We start from the raw sequence: 17595 nt of genomic DNA, 5'->3' as shown, positions 1-17595 counted from the left end.
TTCCCGGCCCGCTGATGCCCACGCCGATGCGCCGCCGTCTGCGCCTGGCCCGCCGGGGTGCCGTGTATGGCATCGCGGTGGTGCTGGTGTGCATGGCGGTGGTGCTCGGTATCGCCAGCCAGGTGTTGCCGTTGGCCGAGCGGCATCCCGACCGCATCGCGGCCTGGCTCAGCGAGCGGGCCGGCCGGCCGGTGGCCTTCGATACGGTGAAGACGCAGTGGACCCGCCGTGGGCCGCTGTTGCAGCTGGACGGTTTGCGCCTGGGTGAGGGCGACGGCGGCGTGCGCATCGGCCAGGCCGAGGTGCTGGTGTCGATGTATGGCGGCCTGCTGCCGGGCCGTTCCTTCACCGAACTGCGGTTGCGCGGCCTGTCGCTGACGTTGCAGCGCGGCGACGACGGCAAGTGGGCGGTGCGCGGACTGCCGGGGCAATCGCAGTCCACCGAAGATCCGCTGCGGAGCCTGGAAGGCCTGGGCGAACTGCAGGTGATCGACGGCAAGCTGGCCATCATCGCGCCGTCGCTGGGCTGGGACATCCGCCTGCCGGAGATCGACCTGCGGCTGCGCGTGCAGGGCGACCGCGTGCGTGCGGGAACGCGGGCATGGATCCGCCGGGATGCCGCGCCGCTGCATGTCACGGTGGATTTCGACCGCAAGGCCGGCGATGGACGCGCCTACCTGGACGTGTCCGCGGAGGACATCGGCGCATGGTCGCCGCTGCTGCGCTACGCCGGCGTGGTCGCCGAGCACGGCAACGGACGCGTGCAGGCCTGGACGGAACTGCGCAAGCATCGGGTGGTGCTGGTGACGGCGGATGCGCGCTTGCGCCAGGTCGCGCTGCGGGGTGCGCCGCTGCCGGCGTCCGCCGCGCCGACACGCATCGGCTTCGAGCAGATGGAAGCGCGCATGCGCTGGCGACTGGTGTCCGGCGGCTGGCGCCTTGATGCGCCACGCCTGCGGGTGGGCACGGCACCGGCCGTGCAGACGCTCGATGGCCTGGTCGTGGCCGGCGGCGAGCGCTATGCGCTGCTGGCGGACCAGGTGGATGCGGCACCGTTGTTCGCCGTGCTGGGGCTCAGCGACCGGGTCGATGCCGGCCTCCGCCGCTGGCTGGTGCAGGCCCAGCCCGGTGCGCGCCTCGCGCGCTTGAACCTGGCCGGCCGCAGGCATGGCGCACTGCATGCGGAAGGACAGCTGCGTGACATCGCGTTCAAAGCGGTCGGCGATGCGCCCGGGCTCAGCGGCCTGGCGGGCGATTTCGAGGGCGACGCCGATGGCTTCCGGCTGCGGCTGGATCCGTCCGCGACGATGCGCTTCGACTGGCCCAGCGGATTCGCGGTGGTGCATGACGTGCGCCTGCGGGGCGACATGCTTGGCTGGCGCGAAGGAAACGGCTGGCGCGTGGGCACCACGGCGCTGCAGGTGCAGGGCAAGGACTATGCGGCCGATCTGCGTGGCGGCCTGTGGTTCCAGGGCGACGGCACGCGGCCCTGGATCGATCTGGCGGCGGACTTGGCCGACGCGCCGGTGCCGGTGGCAAAGCGCTTCTGGGTCCACCACAAGATGTCGAAGACGGCGGTCGACTGGCTGGATGCGGCCCTGGTCGGCGGCACGGTGCGCAATGGTCGCGCCCTCGTCAGCGGCGATCTGGACGACTGGCCGTTCACCCGGCAGAACGGACGGTTCGAAGCGGTCGCAAAGATCCAGCATGGCCAGTTCAAGTTCCAGCCCGAGTGGCCGCAACTCGAACAGGTCGACGCCGACATCGCCTTCATCGGCAACGGCTTCGAGCTGAAGGGGCGCGGCGCGCTGGCGGAGGTGGACATTCCCGCCTTCCAGGCCGGCATCGCCGATTTCCGCGAAGGCGACCTGAAGATCACCGCGCGCACGGACACCGATTCGGCCCGCTTGCTCGCGCTGCTCCGGCAGAGTCCGCTCCGCAAGACCTACGGCGAAACCCTGGACCATCTGCAGGCCAAGGGTCCGGTGGCGGCGACCTTCGACCTGCTGCAGCCGCTGCGCGCCGAGCGGCAGGCGCGTAAGAAACTGGCGGGCACGGTGGAGCTGAAAGGCGCGCAGTTGTCGGAGACGCGCTGGGACCTGGTGTTCGACAACATGCGCGGCAAGGCGAAGTACGACGACGGCGGCTTCGCCTCCGGGCCGTTGCAGGTCGTGCACGACGGCCTGCCGGGCGTACTGGGCCTGCGCGCCGGCAGCGGCACGCGTGATCGCAGGCAGGCCTTCGAGGCCGATCTGTCCGCTGTGGTGGACGCGGACCGCCTGCTCGATCGCGCCCCCGGGATGGCATGGCTGAAGCCGTACATGGACGGTCGTTCGCCATGGACCGTCGGGGTGGCGATTCCGCGCACCGCGGCGGGCGCCGTGGCCGCGCCCACCCAGCTCAGCCTGACCTCGGACCTGGTGGGCACTGCGATGAACCTGCCGGCGCCCATGCGCAAGGCGCCGGCGACGCCGCTGGCAACGACGGTGCGCGCGCCGCTGCCGATCGGCAGTGGCGAGATCGACGTGGCCTTTGGCGACGTGCTGGCGTTGCGTGCCCGCAATGCCAACAGCCAGACGGGCGTGCGTGTCGTCCTGGGCAGCGCCCAGGTGAAGGACGCGCCGCCGCCGTCGGGCCTGGTGGCCACCGGCCGCACCGGCGCGCTCGATGCGATGGAGTGGATCGCCGTCGCGCGCGGCGGTGGTGGTGAGGGCGATGGTCTGCCCTTGCGTCATATCGATGTCACCGCCGAACGGCTGCTGATGCTCGGGTCGGTCTTCCCCGACACGCGCCTGCAGCTTGCACCCGCGCAGCAGGCGCTGGCGGTGTCGCTGGATGGCGATGCACTCTCCGGCGCGCTGCTGGTGCCCGATGCGAAGGGCGCTGCCATCGCCGGCAAGCTCGCGCGCGTGCACTGGCGCAAGGCGCCTGCGCTTGGCGCAGCGACCGCCGGTGCAGGCGGGCGCAGCGCGACCGACGACATCGATCCTGCCGCGGTGCCGCCGCTGTCGCTGGAGGTGGAGGACCTGCGGTTCGGCGATGCGCGGCTGGGTACGGCCAAGCTGCGCACGCGCCAGCAGGCGGACGGCATGTACGTGGACCAGTTGCAGCTTCGCTCGCCCGGCCAGCAGATCGACGTGCGCGGCCAGTGGACCGGCACCGGCAACGCGGCGCGCACGCGGTTCGCCGCCGACGTGAAGAGCGAGAACTTCGGCGTGCTGTTCGACGACCTGGGTGTCGGCGACCGCGTCGGCGGCGGCCATGGCCAGATCACCGCCGATGCCGGTTGGCCGGGCAGCCCGGCGGCGTTCCGCCTGGCTGCGCTGGAAGGCAGCGTGAAGCTCGCCGTGCGCGACGGCCACCTGCTGGAAGTGGAGCCGGGTGCGGGTCGCGTGCTCGGCCTGCTGAGCGTCGCCGAAGTGCGCCGCCGCCTGATGCTCGATTTCAGCGATTTCTTTTCCAAAGGCTTCGCGTTCAACCGCATCGACGGCGACATCCGCCTCGATGGCGGACTGGCGCGCAGCGACAACCTGATGATCGATGGCCCGGCGGCCGAAATCGTGATCCGCGGCGACACCGACCTGCGCAGCGAGCGGTTCGACCAGACCGTGGACGTGAAGCCGAAATCCGCCAACGTGCTGACCGCCGTCGGCGCCGTCGCCGGTGGTCCCATCGGCGCCGCCGTGGGCGCCGTGGCCAATGCGGTGCTGAAGAAGCCGCTGGCCGAGATGGGCGCCAAGACCTACCGCGTCACCGGCCCGTGGAAATCGCCGAAGGTCGAAGTGGTGGGACGCGAACAGTCGCGTGCCCGCACCAACGAACGCACCGGCAGCGCCGGCGCCCCCTGAGTCCCGGCGGGTCCGTGGCCGCTTGCCGCGGTCGTCCTCCGCCCCCATGGTAATGACATGACCCTGCCCATCACGCTCGCCGAAACCCGCCTTCTCCTGCCTGCCGGCCTGGATCCGTCCGGCCTCGACCGCGCCTTCGGCACGTTGCTGGGGCCGGGCATCGATTTCGGCGACCTGTATTTCCAGCATGCGCGGCGCGAAAGCTGGACGGTGGAAGACGGCATCGTCAAGGACGGCGCGCATTCGATCGAACAGGGCGTCGGCGTGCGCGCCATCTCCGGCGAGAAGACCGGCTTCGCCTACTCCGACGACATCAACGCGCAGGCCCTGATCGACGCATCCAAGTCCGCGCGCGCCATCGCCCGCGACGGCGCCGCGCACGCGCCGCGTACGCTGGTGCGCAGCGGCGGCCGCGCGCTGTATGCCGGCGACGATCCGATCGACGCGATGGGCAACGATGCCAAGGTCGAAGCGTTGCGCGCGGTCGACCGTTTCCTTCGCGCCGCCGATCCGCGCGTGCAGCAGGTGACCGTCAGCCTGTCCGGCGGCATCGACACCGTGCTGGTCGCGCGCAGCGACGGCGTGCTCGCCTCCGACGTGCGTCCGCTGGTGCGCTTGAACGTGCAGGTGATCGTCGAACAGAACGGCCACCGCGAATCCGGTTATGCCGGCATGGGTGGCCGTTACGGTTACGCCGAGTTGTTCGCCGACGGCAAGCCCGAAGACCTCGCGCGCGAAGCCTTGCGCCAGGCGCTGGTGAACCTGGAGGCGATCGACGCCCCCGCCGGCGTGATGCCGGTGGTGCTGGGCAGCGGCTGGCCGGGCGTGCTGCTGCACGAAGCGGTCGGCCACGGCCTGGAAGGCGACTTCAACCGCAAGGGCACCAGCGTGTATGCCGGCCGCATCGGCCAGCAGGTCGCGGCGAAGGGCGTCACCATCGTCGACGACGGCACGCTGCCCGGGCGCCGCGGCTCGCTCAACATCGACGATGAAGGCACGCCGACCAACTGCACCACGCTGATCGAGGACGGCGTGCTGGTGGGCTACATGCAGGACACCCACAACGCGCGCCTGATGGGCGTGGCGCCCACCGGCAACGGTCGCCGCGAATCGTTCGCGCACCTGCCCATGCCGCGCATGACCAACACCTACATGCTGGCCGGACAGGACGATCCGGAGGACATGATCCGCTCGGTGAAGAAGGGCCTGTACGCGGTCAACTTCGGTGGTGGGCAGGTCGACATCACCAGCGGCAAGTATGTGTTCTCGGCGACCGAGGCCTACCTGATCGAGGACGGCCGCATCACCGCGCCGGTGAAGGGCGCCACGCTGATCGGCAACGGCCCGGAGACCATGCAGAAGGTGAAGATGGTCGGTCACGACTTGGCGCTGGACCAGGGTGTCGGCGTCTGCGGCAAGGACGGCCAGAGCGTACCGGTCGGCGTGGGCCAGCCGTCACTGCTGATCGAAGGCCTGACGGTGGGTGGGACGAAGGCGTGATGCATCCCTGCCTGTCCCTTCTCCCTCTGGGAGAAGGTGGCGCGAAGCGCCGGATGAGGGCGCGGCGGAATCCATGACGCCTGCGCTACATGGACTTCGCCGTACCCTCTCCCCAACCCCTCTCCCGAGGGGAGAGGGGCTACAGTGCATCGTTTTCGCTGGTCTCCCGAGCTACGCCAGCATCCGCCGGCAGATCACGCAGCTCGCGGAACACCATGCGTCCTTGCCTGTCCCTTCTCCCATCGGGAGAAGGTGCCCCGCAGGGGCGGATGAGGGTGCGGTGGAATCCATGACGCCTGTGTCACATGGACTTCGCCTTACCCTCTCCCCAACCCCTCTCCCGGAGGGAGAGGGGCTACATCGCGTCTTCGTCGTGGTGGATGGCGTCGCCGCCGGCATCCGTCAGCACATCGCGCAGCTCGCGGAACACCATGCGTCCTTGTCTGTCCCTTCTCCCATCGGGAGAAGGTGCCCCGCAGGGGCGGATGAGGGTGCGGCGGAATCCATGACGCCTGCGCTGCATGGACTTCGCCGTACCCTCTCCCCAACCCCTCTCTCCCGCAGGGACTTCCTTCGGTCGCCGAGGGGAGAGGGGCTAGAGCGCGGTATCTCAGTCTTGATCTTCGTCCGCGACGTCGCCGCCGGCATCCGCCAGCACATCGCGCAGCTCGCGGAACAGTTCGCGGAACGCGCGCGGCGGTTTGTTCTTCGCCTTTTCTTCGGCCGCGTTGCGCACCAGTTGGCGCAGCTTCTGCCGGTCCGCGGTGGGGAACTCGTCCAGCAGCGCCGCCAAGGCGTCGTCGCCACCGGCCAGCAGGCGGTCGCGCCATTGCTCGGCACGGTGCAGCAGGGCAGTTTCGCGACGCGCGGCGTCGCCGCCTTCATCCATCGCATCGCGGATCGCTTCCAGCACCTCGTCGTCCTCGCGCCGCATCTGCTTGGCCAGGAACTGCAACTGGCGCTTGTGCGCGATGTGCGAGGTGATGCGCTGGGTTTCGACGATGTGCGGCATCAGGTCGTCGGGAATCGGCAGGCGCGCCAGCTGCGCGGCCGGCAACGCCACCAGTTTTTCGGCCAGGCTGCGGATCTCCAGCGCTTCGCCCCGTTGCTGGGTGCGGCTGGGGCTCAGGAATTCGCCGGTCTCGGGGTCGCGTCCGCGCATGCTGCTGCCTCTCTCTCGCGTCCGCCGCATCGTGCGGGCGCCTGGATACATTCGATCCGACGCTCCGGGCGCGGATCACAGGACACAAGGATAAAGCATTGAACGCCACCGCCCTGACTTCCCCCGACGACAGCCTGGCCCGGCTGGAACGCCTGCAGGTGCTGTCGCAGCGCCTGCTGGAGCGCGCCCGCGCGCATGGCGCCACCCAGGCCGAAGTGAGCTGCAGCGAGGAGACCGGCCTGAACGTCAACGTGCGCCTGGGCGACGTGGAGACCGTGGAGTCGACCCGCGACCGCGGCATCGGCGTGACCGTCTACTTCGGCCAGCGCAAGGGCAGTGCCAGCACCGCCGACCTGCGCGAGGAGAGCCTGGAAGCCACGGTGGCGCAGGCCTGCGCCATCGCGCGCTATACCGAGGACGACGAGGCCGCCGGTCTAGCCGACGCGGCGTTGATGGCCCGCGACTTCCCGGACCTCGATGTCTGGCATCCCTGGGCGCTCGACATGGATCGTGCGGTGGACCTGGCGCTCGCCTGCGAGGCGGCCGGGCGCGATGCCGATGCGCGCATCGAGAACTCCGATGGCGCCTCGATCGGCAGTGGCGAGAGCCTGTCGGTGTACGCCAACTCGCACGGCTTCATCGGCCACGAGCGCGACACCCAGCACACGATCGGCTGCGCGCTGATCGCCGGGCAGGGCGACGGCATGCAGCGCGATGGCTGGTACAGCACGGCGCTGTCGCACCTTGAACTGGAGGATCCCGCGGTCATCGGCCGCAAGGCCGCCGAACGCACGCTGTCGCGGCTGCAACCGCGCTCGCTGGCCACCGGCGAGCATCGGGTGCTGTTCTCGGCCGAAGTCGCGCGCTCGCTGGTCGGCCATCTGCTGGGCGCGGTCTCCGGCGGCGCGCTGTACCGCAAGGCCAGCTTCCTGCTCGACCACGTGGGCCAGCGCATCTTCCCGGACTGGTTCGCCATCGAGGAACTGCCGCTGCTGCCGCACGGCCTGCGCTCGTCGGCGTTCGACGCCGAAGGCGTGGCGACGAAGCGCTCGCACCTCATCCGCGACGGCGTGCTGGAGCGTTACGTGCTGGGCAGCTATTCGGCGCGCAAGCTCGGCCTGCAGACCACCGGCAACGCGGGCGGCGTCCACAACCTGCAGGTCAAGGCCAATGCGGGCGGCTTCGACGAACTGCTCGCGGGCATGGGAACCGGCCTGCTGGTGACCGAGCTGATGGGGCAGGGCGTCAACGGCGTGACGGGCGACTACTCGCGGGGCGCGGCCGGTTTCTGGGTCGAGCAGGGCACGCTGGCCTACCCGGTGGACGGCATCACCATCGCGGGCAATCTCAAGGGCATCTTCGCCGGCATCGAAGCGGTGGGCAGTGACGTGGACCGCCGCTCGCACGTGGGTGTCGGCTCCATCCTGGTGGGCCGGATGACCGTCGCCGGCGAGTAGTCACGGCGTCGGCGCGCGCCCGTGGCCGACGGCGACGTCTTTACCCGTTATGCTTGGCGTGCGGAGGGCTGCGGGGGAACGCAGCGCTCGACCGCCCACCACACTACTTTCGGGGATCCACACGATGAGCGAATTCGACAACGTCACCGCACCGCCGCCGCCGGCCACCGGTGATGCACCGCAGGACCAGCGCACCATGTCGCTGCTGGCGCACCTGCTGGGCATCATCACCGGCCCGATCGGTGCGCTGATCATCTGGCTGGTCAGCAAGGACGATGCGTCCAAGGGTTTCGTCGTCGACCAGTCCAAGGAAGCGCTGAACTTCCAGATCACGGTGTTCATCGCCATCGTGATTTCGTGGATCCTCGCCTTCGTGCTGATCGGCCTGCTGCTGATGCCGCTGGTCGGCATCGCCAACCTGGTGCTGTGCATCATCGCCGGCATCAAGGCCAACAACGGCGAAAGCTACCGCTATCCGTTCGCCCTGCGCCTGATCAAGTAAGCGATCATCGCTCGGAAGAAAAAGCCCGGCATTGCCGGGCTTTTTTCATGTCTGCGCTCAGTGCGCGCGATGGATGGCCAGGTCGCCGAGCGCGCGCAGCGCATCGGCATCGCCGTCGTACGGCGCCAGCGCTTCGCGCATCCGCGCATCGAGCTCGGCGAGCTTGGCCTTCGCGCCGTCCATGCCGAGCAGCGCCGGATACGTCGACTTGGCCTGGGCCACGTCCTTGCCGGCGGTCTTGCCCAGTTGTTCGGAACTGGCCTCGATGTCGAGGATGTCGTCGCGTACCTGGAACGCCAGTCCCAGCGCCGTGGCGAAATCATCCAGGCGCGCGAGCGTCGCGGTGTCGGCGCCGCCGGCCAGCGCGCCCATGCGCACCGCAGCGCGGATCAGGGCGCCGGTCTTGAGCGCATGCATGCGTTGCAGGTGGTCCAGCGTCTGCCGCGTGCCGGTCGCGTCGATGTCCAGTGCCTGCCCGCCGCACATGCCGGCCGCACCGGACGCCTGCGCCAGCGTTGCCAGCCAGTCCACGCGCAGGTTGGCATCGACATCTGCCGCGGCCAGTTGCTCGAACGCACGCGTCTGCAGCGCATCGCCGGCGAGGATGGCGGTGGCTTCGTCGAAGGCGATGTGCACGGTGGGCTTGCCGCGGCGCAGGTCGTCGTCGTCCATCGCCGGCAGGTCATCGTGCACCAGCGAATAGGCGTGGATCAGTTCCACCGCGATGGCGGGCGCGTGCAGCGTGGCCTCGTCCGCCTGCAGCAGCGTGCCGCTGGCGTAGACGAGCAGGGCGCGCATGCGCTTGCCGCCGCCGAGCACGGCGTGGCGCATGGCGGCGTGCAGGCGTTGTGGTGCGGCGTCGGCCGGAGGCAGGGCGAGGTCGAGATGGCCTTCCAGCGCCGCCGCCCAGGCGGCGAAGCGCGGGTCAGCGGCCATCGGGCGCGGGTGCGAAGGGCTCGCCGTTCTCGGGCTGTTCCGGGTCGCTGAGCAGGCGCACGCGCAGTTCGGCCTGTTCGAGCGCCGTCTGGCATTGCCGGTACAGGCCCACGCCGCGTTCGTACGCGGCGAGCGAGGCTTCCAGGCTCAGGTCGCCGTGCTCCATCTTCTCGACCAGTTGCTCCAGCTCATCGAGCGACTGTTCGAAATGGGCGACGGGCGAGGCGTCTGCAGGGGTTTTCTTTGCCATGCGGCAAGTGTGGGGATCGGCTGCGGTCAGGTCAAACGCGGGGCGGATTCGCCGGCGACGCAAGGTCAGCCGCGACGCCAGGTCAGGCGCGTGCCACGCGCGCGCAGCCAGGCGTCGCAGTCGGCCGACAGGGCCAGGTCGCCGGCGGCCCAGAGCGCATCGCCGCGCCAGAGCAGCGGCAACTGGCGCCGTTCCCACGGCGGCACGCCCAGCGACTGCAGCACGTCCTTGAGGGCATGCCGGTGCGGGCGGCCAGGCAAGGCGATGCGCTCGCCGCCGCGACGGGCGGTCAGTCGTAGCGGCGTCTCGAACGGCTCGCGCTCGTCCTGCAGCGCCAGCACGCCGCCATCCGGCAACTGGAACGGTGCGGTGCCGTCCCAGTCGGCCTGCCAGTCGTCCGGCAAGGCGGGGCGCAGGCGTTCGGCGTGTAGCAGGCCGCGCCAGCGCCGCACCACCGCACCCTGCCAGGCGAACTCGGCCTGCGCGTCGGGGCGTGCGTCCAGCAGGTCCTCGTCGATGCGGGCCACGCCTTCGGCGGGCAGCGGTGGCAGGCGAAGCGTTTCGATCCAGCACCGCAACGCACGTGCGCGCGACGCGGCGGAGGCATGGCGCAGCGGCGCCACCGCCAGCGCGGCCGGGTCCAGCGTGGCGGCGAGGGCGAGCAGTTCGCGGTCCTGCCGCGACAGCAGGTCGGCCGCTTCGGCACTCAGTGCGGCGCTGCGCGCGAAGGCGGCATCCGCCTGCGGCCAACGCTGCCGCAACAGCGGCAACACCTCGTGGCGCAGGAAATTGCGGTCGAACGCCGTGCCGGCATTGCTGGGGTCTTCGATCCACGCCAGCGATGCCGCGCGCGCATAGGCCTCCAGCGCAGAGCGCGGTACGTCCAGCAGCGGACGCCATGCCCACCCCGCGCCGAACACGCGCCACGGCCGCATCGCCGCCAGGCCATCCGGGCCGGATGCGCGCAGTGCGCGCAGCAGGAAGGTTTCCGCCTGGTCATCGCGATGATGGGCCAAGGCGAGGATGTCGCCGGCCTGCATGACCTCGGAGAAGGCCGCGTGGCGCGCACGTCGCGCCGCCGCCTCCACGCCTTCGCCCCGCGTCGTGTCCACGTGGACGCGACGGACCTGCAGCGGTACATCGAGCGTCGCGCACAGGGCCTCGCAATGCGCGGCCCAGGCATCGGCGTCGGCATGCAGCCCGTGGTGCACGTGGATGGCATCCAGTCCGTGCCGGCGCGCGACCGGATCGTGCGCCAGCCGGTGCAACAGCACGGTCGAATCCAGCCCTCCACTCAGCGCCACCCATACGCGTCCCGTCACCGGCGGGATCGGCAGCGCGGGCAGGAAGGCGTCGGGATCATGCATGCGTGCATGCTAGCCGCGATACCGGCGACATGCAGCCGGTCACTGCCGTACAGGCCAAGGTGGTTCGGCGGTACTGGATCGCCGTCCCATCACTCTGTCCGGCTTGCGCGATCCGAAGCGACCCTGACGGCGACGACACGCACGAGTACGTGGCGGCGAGTCGCGCGCGCCTATGCGTGCGGCAGCGCAGCCAGCTCCCGCTTGGCGACGTCGATCCAGTCGCGTTGCTCGCGCTGGTAGTAGCGGGGCGCGGCGTCGGAGCGGTCTATGATTTCCTGGAACACGCTGCGCGCGCGGGCGTGATCGCCCTGCCGCTTCAACAGCAGGCCGAAGCGGGCACGCGCTTCTTCGCCCGGGTAGCCCTGCACGACGGCTTCGTATTCGTGGATGGCGGCCGCCGCGTCGGCGGTGTCCTCGACGGCGCGCGCATACAGCAGGTGACCGTCGACGGAGCGGAACCCGGGATTGGCGGCGATCAGCGCATCCAGCGTGGCGCGTGCCTTGGCCGAGTCGCCCAGGCCGAACTGCGACTTCGCCAGTCCCAGCATCAGGTCCGGGTCGGTGGCATACAGGCCTTTCAGCGCCTGCTCGTAGAGTTCGCAGGCCTGCGCGTAGTCGCCGCTGCGCAGGCTTTCCTCGGCCAGCCGGCGCCGGTTCTCGGGCGTGTCCGAGGCCTTGAGCAGTCGGGCGGCATCGCGCCGGTCGCGATCCGGATCGATACGGTCGCGCACCGAGCGAACGGTGCGCCGCGCCGAGGGGCTGTGGCGCAGGTCGGGCAGGATTTCGGCGATGAAGTAGATGATCACCGCGAGGAACGAGAACACCAGCAGGATGAAGACCCAGTACAGCGGACGTCCGGTCCGCACCACGTGCACGCAGCAGGCGATCTGCAGGGCGAAGGAAAGCAGGAGGAGTGGGCTCATGGGCGGCCTTGGGGCAGGGGCACGGACGGCTTGCGTGCGATCAGCGCGATCGAGTCATCCGACGTGTCGTCGACGATGCGTCGCCCGCTGAGGTCGTAGGCCTCGGCGTCGGCCTCGAAGCCGGCGTCGACCAGTTGCTGGCGTTGCTTTGCCAAGGTCAGGTAGTACAGCAGGGTGCTGTAGTGATGGCAGACATCGTTGATGACCGAGTAGTCGTCGGCGTGCACTTCGTGCGGATGGTGGCGTCTGCGATTGCGCATGCGCAGCACGGTCTCACCGGTGAAGCGCAGCGACCGCACCGCCAGGCGCAGCGGGTTGAACGACCAGTCGAACGGCGGGAACAGGAATCCGCGCCGGCATTCGGGTGAGTTGCGATTGTGGGTGGAGAACACGAAGAAGCCGCCGGGACGCAGCACGCGCTGGACTTCGCGCAGGATCAGCAGGCGGTCGGCGTGCGACACCATGCCGATGCCATTGCAGCTGAAGACGGCGAGGAAGATCGATGCATCGGCCACGTCCGACAGTGCGCGCGCATCGGCGAGTTCGAAACGTGCGTCCGGGAACCGTTGCCGGCAGGCGTCCACCATGCCCTGGCTGTAATCGATGCCCAGGTAGTCGTGGCTGATGCGGCGCAGGGCGGCCACCGTGCGCCCGCCGCCGACGCCGATGTCGAGGATGGGCTGGTCCTTCGCCTGTGCGGCCACCCGCTCGAACGTGGCCTGTTCGGCCTTGCTGAGGTCCCAGGGACGCGCGTAGTGGGTGACCACCGACGCGGTGGTCATGGTCTTCCGGTTGATACGGTCGATCGACTCGCTCATTCCCCTTCCCCCTGCGGCGCCTCATCAGGTGCCGCCTCATTCCATCCCCATGGAACATCGCGGTGCCGGTGGACCGGCGCGAGTCGATCCCGCCGTCGGCGGCTCAGGCGGCCTCGTACGCGCCGTAGCCGCGCAGGCGCTCGTAGCGCTTCTGCAGCAACTGCTCGACGGGCAGTTGTTCCAGTGCGTCCAGTTCGTTGAGCAGCACGGCCTTGAGGCGGACGGCCATCTGGCGCGGGTTGCGATGCGCGCCGCCGATGGGTTCGCGCACCACCTTGTCCACCAGGCCCAGTCCGTGCAGGCGCTTGGCGGTCAGGCCGAGTTGTTCGGCGGCGTCCTTGGCCTTGGCGGCGTCCTTCCACAGGATCGAGGCGCAGCCTTCCGGCGAGATCACCGAATAGGTGCCGTATTCCAGCATCAGCGTGCGGTCACCGACGCCGATGGCCAGCGCGCCGCCGCTGCCGCCTTCGCCGATCACCGTGCAGATGATCGGGATCTTCAGTTCGGCCATTTCCATCAGGTTGCGGGCGATGGCCTCGGACTGGCCGCGCTCTTCCGCGCCCACGCCCGGATAGGCGCCCGGGGTGTCGATGAAGGTCAGCAGCGGCAGCTTGAAACGCTCGGCCATCTTCATCAGCCGCAGCGCCTTGCGGTAGCCCTCGGGGCGCGGCATGCCGAAGTTGCGGGCGATCTTGCTCTTGGTGTCGCGGCCCTTCTGGTGGCCGATGATCATCACGCTGCGACCATCGATGCGGCCCAGGCCGCCGACGATGGCGGAATCGTCGGCGAACGCGCGGTCGCCGGCCAGTTCCTGGAACTCGTCGCAGAACACCTTGATGTAGTCCAGCGTGTAAGGGCGCGCCGGGTGGCGGGCCAGCTGCGACACCTGCCACGGCGACAGGTCGCGGAAGATCTGCGCCGTGCGCACCCGCAGCTTGTCCTGCAGGGCGTGCACCTCGGCATCGACATTCACCGCCGGCCCTGTGCTGGCGGTGCGCAGATCCTGGATCCTGGCTTCCAGATCGGCGATGGGCTGTTCGAAATCGAGGTAGTTCGGATTCATCTGCGGGCCATGGGCCGGAAAGGGGGAAAGTGTAGCCGAAGCGCTCCGGCGGTCACGTACGGGGGGGTAGGGCCGTGACGCCGCGCACGCGGTGCGTCAGTTCGCCCACGGGCGATGGAACGCCGGCTTGGCCGCGCGCACGCCGGGCATCGAACGCAGCGCGTCGAGCAGTTCCGCGTCCACCCGCACGGCCTTCTGGCCGTTGAGGTCCAGCATGCCGGCGATGGCCGAGGTGCCGGTGGCCATCAGCAGGTCCAGGCGCAGCGGCGTGCCGCCGGGGCGGTGCCGCGACAGCAGCGCATCGACCCGTTCCCACAGGCCCGGCACGCGCAGGTCCAGCCGCAGCTGCAGGCGGTGCGCGTGCTGCTGGCAGAGTTGGGCGTAATCCCACACCTGGCGGATGCGCAGGCTGTAGCCGCCGCTGAATTCGTCCTCGCGCAGGCCGCCCTTGATGACCAGCACGCGGTCGCGGGTCATCAGCGCGCCGAACTCGGCCAGCGCATCGGAGAACGCGCTGCATTCGATGCGGCCGCGGCCGTCTTCCAGTTGCACGAAGACCTGGCTGTCGCCCTTGCGGCGGATGCCGACCACCTGGCCGGCGACGATCGCATTGACCTCCGGTCGCCAGCCCTTCTTGTCGCCGCCGGAGGAACTGGACCAGATGCGGTCGAGTTCGCTCAGGTCGTTGCCGACCAGCGAGCGCAGGTCGTCGCGGTACGGGTCCATCGGATGGCCGCTGAGGTAATGCCCCAGCGTCTCGCGCTCGCCATGCAGTACCTGCATCAGCGGCCATTCGTCGGTATCCGACAGTTCCACATGGATGTCGTCGCCGCCGTTGCTGGAGCCGAACATGTCGACGATGCCGGCACTGCGGTTCTTGCTGATCTGGTCGATCGCCTTCAGCACTTCCGGCAACTGCAGCGCCAGCGAGGCGCGGTTGCGGCCCAGCGCGTCCAGCGCGCCGGCATTGATCAGCGCTTCCAGCGCACGCTTGTTGAGCTTGGACGAATCGACACGCTTGCAGAAATCGAACAGGTCACGGAAGTCGCCGCCGTCCTTCCGCGCCTCGACGATGCCTTCGCACACGCCCTGGCCGACGCCCTTCACCGCGCCCAGGCCGTAGCGGACGGTGTTGGCATCGGTGGCCACGAACATGAAGTCCGAATGGTTCACGTCCGGCGGCCGCACGTTCAGGCCCAGGCCGCGTGCCTCGTCGAGGAAGCCGACCACCTTCTCGGTCTTGTCCATGTCCGAGGACAGCGTGGCGGCCATGAATTCGGCCGGATAGTGCTTCTTCAGCCATGCGGTCTGGTAGGCGACCAGCGAGTACGCGGCGGCGTGCGACTTGTTGAAGCCGTAGCCGGCGAACTTCTCCATCAGGTCGAAGATTTCGTCGGCCTTGCGCTCGTCCACGCCGCCCTTGGCGGCGCCTTCGCGGAAGATCTCGCGGTGCTTGGCCATTTCGGCCGGCACCTTCTTGCCCATCGCGCGGCGCAGCAGGTCGGCGCCGCCCAGCGAGTAGCCGCCGACGATCTGCGCCATCTGCATGACCTGCTCCTGGTAGACCATGATGCCGTAGGTCTCTTCCAGCATGGTCCGCGTGCGCGGGTCGGGGTACTCGAATTCCTCGCGGCCGTGCTTGCGCTCGACGAACGACGGAATCATGTCCATCGGGCCGGGGCGGTAAAGCGCATTCAGCGCGATCAGGTCCTCGAAGCGGTCGGGCTTGGCTTCCTTCAGGGCGCGGCGCATGCCGGTGGATTCGAACTGGAACACCGAGCCGGTGTTGCCGTTGGCGAAGACGTCGCGGTACACGCTGGCGTCGTCCAGCGGGATGGTGGTGATGTCCACCGGCGGCACGCCGGCGCGGGCGTGGCGTTCGTTGATCGCCTTCACCGCCCAGTCGATGATGGTCAGCGTGCGCAGGCCGAGGAAGTCGAACTTCACCAGGCCGACCGCTTCCACGTCGTCCTTGTCGAACTGGGTGACCGGATTCTTGCCGCGCCCGCCCTCGTCGTGTTCGGCGAACAGCGGGCAGAAGTCCGACAGCGGCGAGGGCGCGATGACCACGCCACCGGCGTGCTTGCCGGCGTTGCGGGTGAGGTCTTCCAGTTGGCGCGCCAGGTCGATCAGGTCGCGGACGTCGTCCTCGTCGCGGTAGCGGTCGATCAGCTCCTGCGAGGCGGCCTCGCTGCTGCCTTCGCCCATCGCGTCCTTCAGCGACACGCCCAGGATGTTGGGGATCAGCTTGGCCACGCCGTCGACCAGGCCGTACGGGTAGCCGAGCACGCGGCCGGCGTCGCGCACCACCGCCTTGGCCGCCATCGTGCCGTAGGTGATGATCTGGCTGACGCGGTCGCGGCCGTACTTGCGCGCGACGTAGTCGATCACCTCGTCGCGCCGGTCCATGCAGAAGTCGATGTCGAAGTCGGGCATCGACACGCGTTCCGGGTTGAGGAAGCGCTCGAACAGCAGCCCGTACGGCAATGGGTCCAGGTCGGTGATCTGCAGCGCCCACGCCACCAGCGAGCCGGCACCGGAACCGCGGCCGGGGCCGATCGGGATGCCGTGATTCTTGCCCCACTGGATGAAGTCGGCCACGATCAGGAAGTAGCCGGGGAAGCCCATCTTGCAGATGGTGTCCAGCTCGAAATCCAGCCGCTGCTCGTAATCCTCGCGGGTGTGGCCGGGCGCCAGCGGATTCTTTTCCAGGCGCGCCTTCAGGCCGTCGTGCGACTGGCGGCGGATCCAGCTGTCCAGCGTCTCGTCGTCGGGCACCGGATAGGCGGGCAGGAAGTACGTGCCCAGCCGCATCTCGATGTTGCAGCGCTGCGCAAGCGCCAGCGTGTTGTCGATCGCGTCCGGCACGTCGGCGAACAGCGCCGCCATCTGTTCGCCCGACTTCATGTACTGCTCGGCGCTGTACTCCTTCGGACGCTTGGGATCGTCCAGCACGCGGCCGGAGGCGATGCAGACGCGCGCCTCGTGCGCGTCGAAGTCGTCCGGCGACAGGAAGCGCACGTCGTTGCTGGCGATCACCGGCAGCCCGCGCGATCCGGCGGCGTGCAGGGCGAAGGCGTTGAACGCCTCCTCGCCGTCGCGCTGCGTGCGGGTCAGCTCCAGGTGCAGGTCGTCGCCGAAGGCGCGTTGCCAGTCGGCCAGATGCTGTTCGGCCAGGTCATGGCGACCGGTCTGCGCGAGGCGTCCGGCCAGGCTCTGCCGGCCCATGATCGCGAACAGGCCCTGGTGGTCGGCGCGCAGCCAGTCCGGATCGATGGCGACGCCGTCGGTGCGGTGGCCTTCCAGCCAGGCGCGCGACAGCAGTCGGGACAGCGACAGGTAGCCTTCGCGGTCGCGGCACAGCAGCGTCACCGGCCATGGCGCTTCGTTGCCTTCGGCGACCATCACGTCGGCGCCGGCGATGGGCTTGATGCCCACGCCTTCGGCGGCCTTGTAGAACTTCACCAGCGCGAACAGGTTGTTGCGGTCGGTGACCGCCAGCGCGGGCATGCCCAGTTCCACCGCCCGGCTCAGCAGGTTGGCCTGCTTGGCTTTCTTCGGGTCGGCATGATCCGGTTTCTCGGGCACGCGGATGATCGAATCCGCGAGCGAAAACTCGGTGTGCAGGTGGAGGTGGACGAAACGGGAAGACATGCCGGCTCGGGGTACTGTCGGGGCAGCGTACCGGCGGGGGTGGGGTGCGGCAAGGCTTGACATTCCGGCGTCCCGGAACGGGCCCGCCGGGACGAAAAAAAGCCGCCCGGGGAAA

Annotated in this window: 12 protein-coding genes; 4 read left to right on the top strand and 8 right to left on the bottom strand. The window is 69.4% G+C overall.

Going from position 1 to position 17595, the window contains the following annotated elements; genetic code table 11:
* The first annotated feature begins 26 nt into the window (after positions 1-26).
* On the top strand, positions 27-3848 hold the full coding sequence (locus MMG85_RS15670) for a YhdP family protein (RefSeq protein WP_241046877.1): 3822 nt from the start codon (positions 27-29) through the stop codon (positions 3846-3848).
* Positions 3849-3905: 57 nt separating this feature from the next.
* Complete coding sequence (gene tldD, locus MMG85_RS15665; RefSeq protein ID WP_241046876.1) at positions 3906-5348, top strand: metalloprotease TldD; 1443 nt, start codon at positions 3906-3908, stop codon at positions 5346-5348.
* A gap of 610 nt (positions 5349-5958) precedes the next feature.
* On the opposite strand, the gene yjgA is transcribed toward tldD, so the two are convergent.
* Entirely contained in the window at positions 5959-6510 is a 552-nt protein-coding gene (gene yjgA, locus MMG85_RS15660) for a ribosome biogenesis factor YjgA (RefSeq protein WP_055935874.1), read from the bottom strand.
* Positions 6511-6608: 98 nt separating this feature from the next.
* Here yjgA and pmbA point away from each other — a divergent pair, with 98 nt between their 5' ends.
* Together pmbA and MMG85_RS15650 are read left to right on the top strand one after the other, a co-directional pair.
* The gene (gene pmbA, locus MMG85_RS15655) at positions 6609-7967 is read left to right on the top strand and encodes a metalloprotease PmbA (RefSeq protein ID WP_241046875.1); all 1359 of its coding nucleotides are present in this window, start codon (positions 6609-6611) and stop codon (positions 7965-7967) included.
* 124 nt (positions 7968-8091) lie between these two features.
* Positions 8092-8469 (top strand): DUF4870 domain-containing protein, encoded by a 378-nt coding sequence (locus tag MMG85_RS15650; RefSeq protein ID WP_055935868.1) that lies wholly within the window; start codon positions 8092-8094, stop codon positions 8467-8469.
* A 57-nt stretch (positions 8470-8526) separates the two neighbouring features.
* On the opposite strand, the gene MMG85_RS15645 is transcribed toward MMG85_RS15650, so the two are convergent.
* From MMG85_RS15645 to dnaE, 7 genes are all read right to left on the bottom strand, one after another.
* Entirely contained in the window at positions 8527-9405 is an 879-nt protein-coding gene (locus tag MMG85_RS15645; protein ID WP_241046874.1) for a polyprenyl synthetase family protein, read from the bottom strand.
* Positions 9395-9655: an exodeoxyribonuclease VII small subunit gene (locus MMG85_RS15640; RefSeq protein WP_241046873.1), complete on the bottom strand. Its 261-nt coding sequence runs from the start codon at positions 9653-9655 to the stop codon at positions 9395-9397. Before MMG85_RS15640 ends, MMG85_RS15645 begins: the two co-directional genes overlap by 11 nt.
* A 65-nt stretch (positions 9656-9720) precedes the next feature.
* Positions 9721-11022: a tRNA lysidine(34) synthetase TilS gene (tilS, locus tag MMG85_RS15635; protein WP_241046872.1), complete on the bottom strand. Its 1302-nt coding sequence runs from the start codon at positions 11020-11022 to the stop codon at positions 9721-9723.
* Between the two features lie 170 nt (positions 11023-11192).
* Positions 11193-11945 (bottom strand): tetratricopeptide repeat protein, encoded by a 753-nt coding sequence (locus MMG85_RS15630; RefSeq protein WP_241046871.1) that lies wholly within the window; start codon positions 11943-11945, stop codon positions 11193-11195.
* Complete coding sequence (locus tag MMG85_RS15625) at positions 11942-12763, bottom strand: class I SAM-dependent methyltransferase (protein WP_241046870.1); 822 nt, start codon at positions 12761-12763, stop codon at positions 11942-11944. The genes MMG85_RS15630 and MMG85_RS15625 overlap by 4 nt, the downstream gene beginning before the upstream one ends.
* 103 nt (positions 12764-12866) lie before the next feature.
* Entirely contained in the window at positions 12867-13826 is a 960-nt protein-coding gene (locus MMG85_RS15620) for an acetyl-CoA carboxylase carboxyltransferase subunit alpha (RefSeq protein WP_241046869.1), read from the bottom strand.
* A 96-nt stretch (positions 13827-13922) separates the two neighbouring features.
* Positions 13923-17480 (bottom strand): DNA polymerase III subunit alpha, encoded by a 3558-nt coding sequence (gene dnaE, locus MMG85_RS15615; protein ID WP_241046868.1) that lies wholly within the window; start codon positions 17478-17480, stop codon positions 13923-13925.
* Positions 17481-17595 lie beyond the last annotated feature (115 nt).

This window comes from Pseudoxanthomonas sp. LH2527 (assembly GCF_022539275.1).
In the GTDB taxonomy this organism is placed as follows: domain Bacteria; phylum Pseudomonadota; class Gammaproteobacteria; order Xanthomonadales; family Xanthomonadaceae; genus Pseudoxanthomonas_A.
This window is presented reverse-complemented; position numbering and strand designations above follow the sequence as displayed.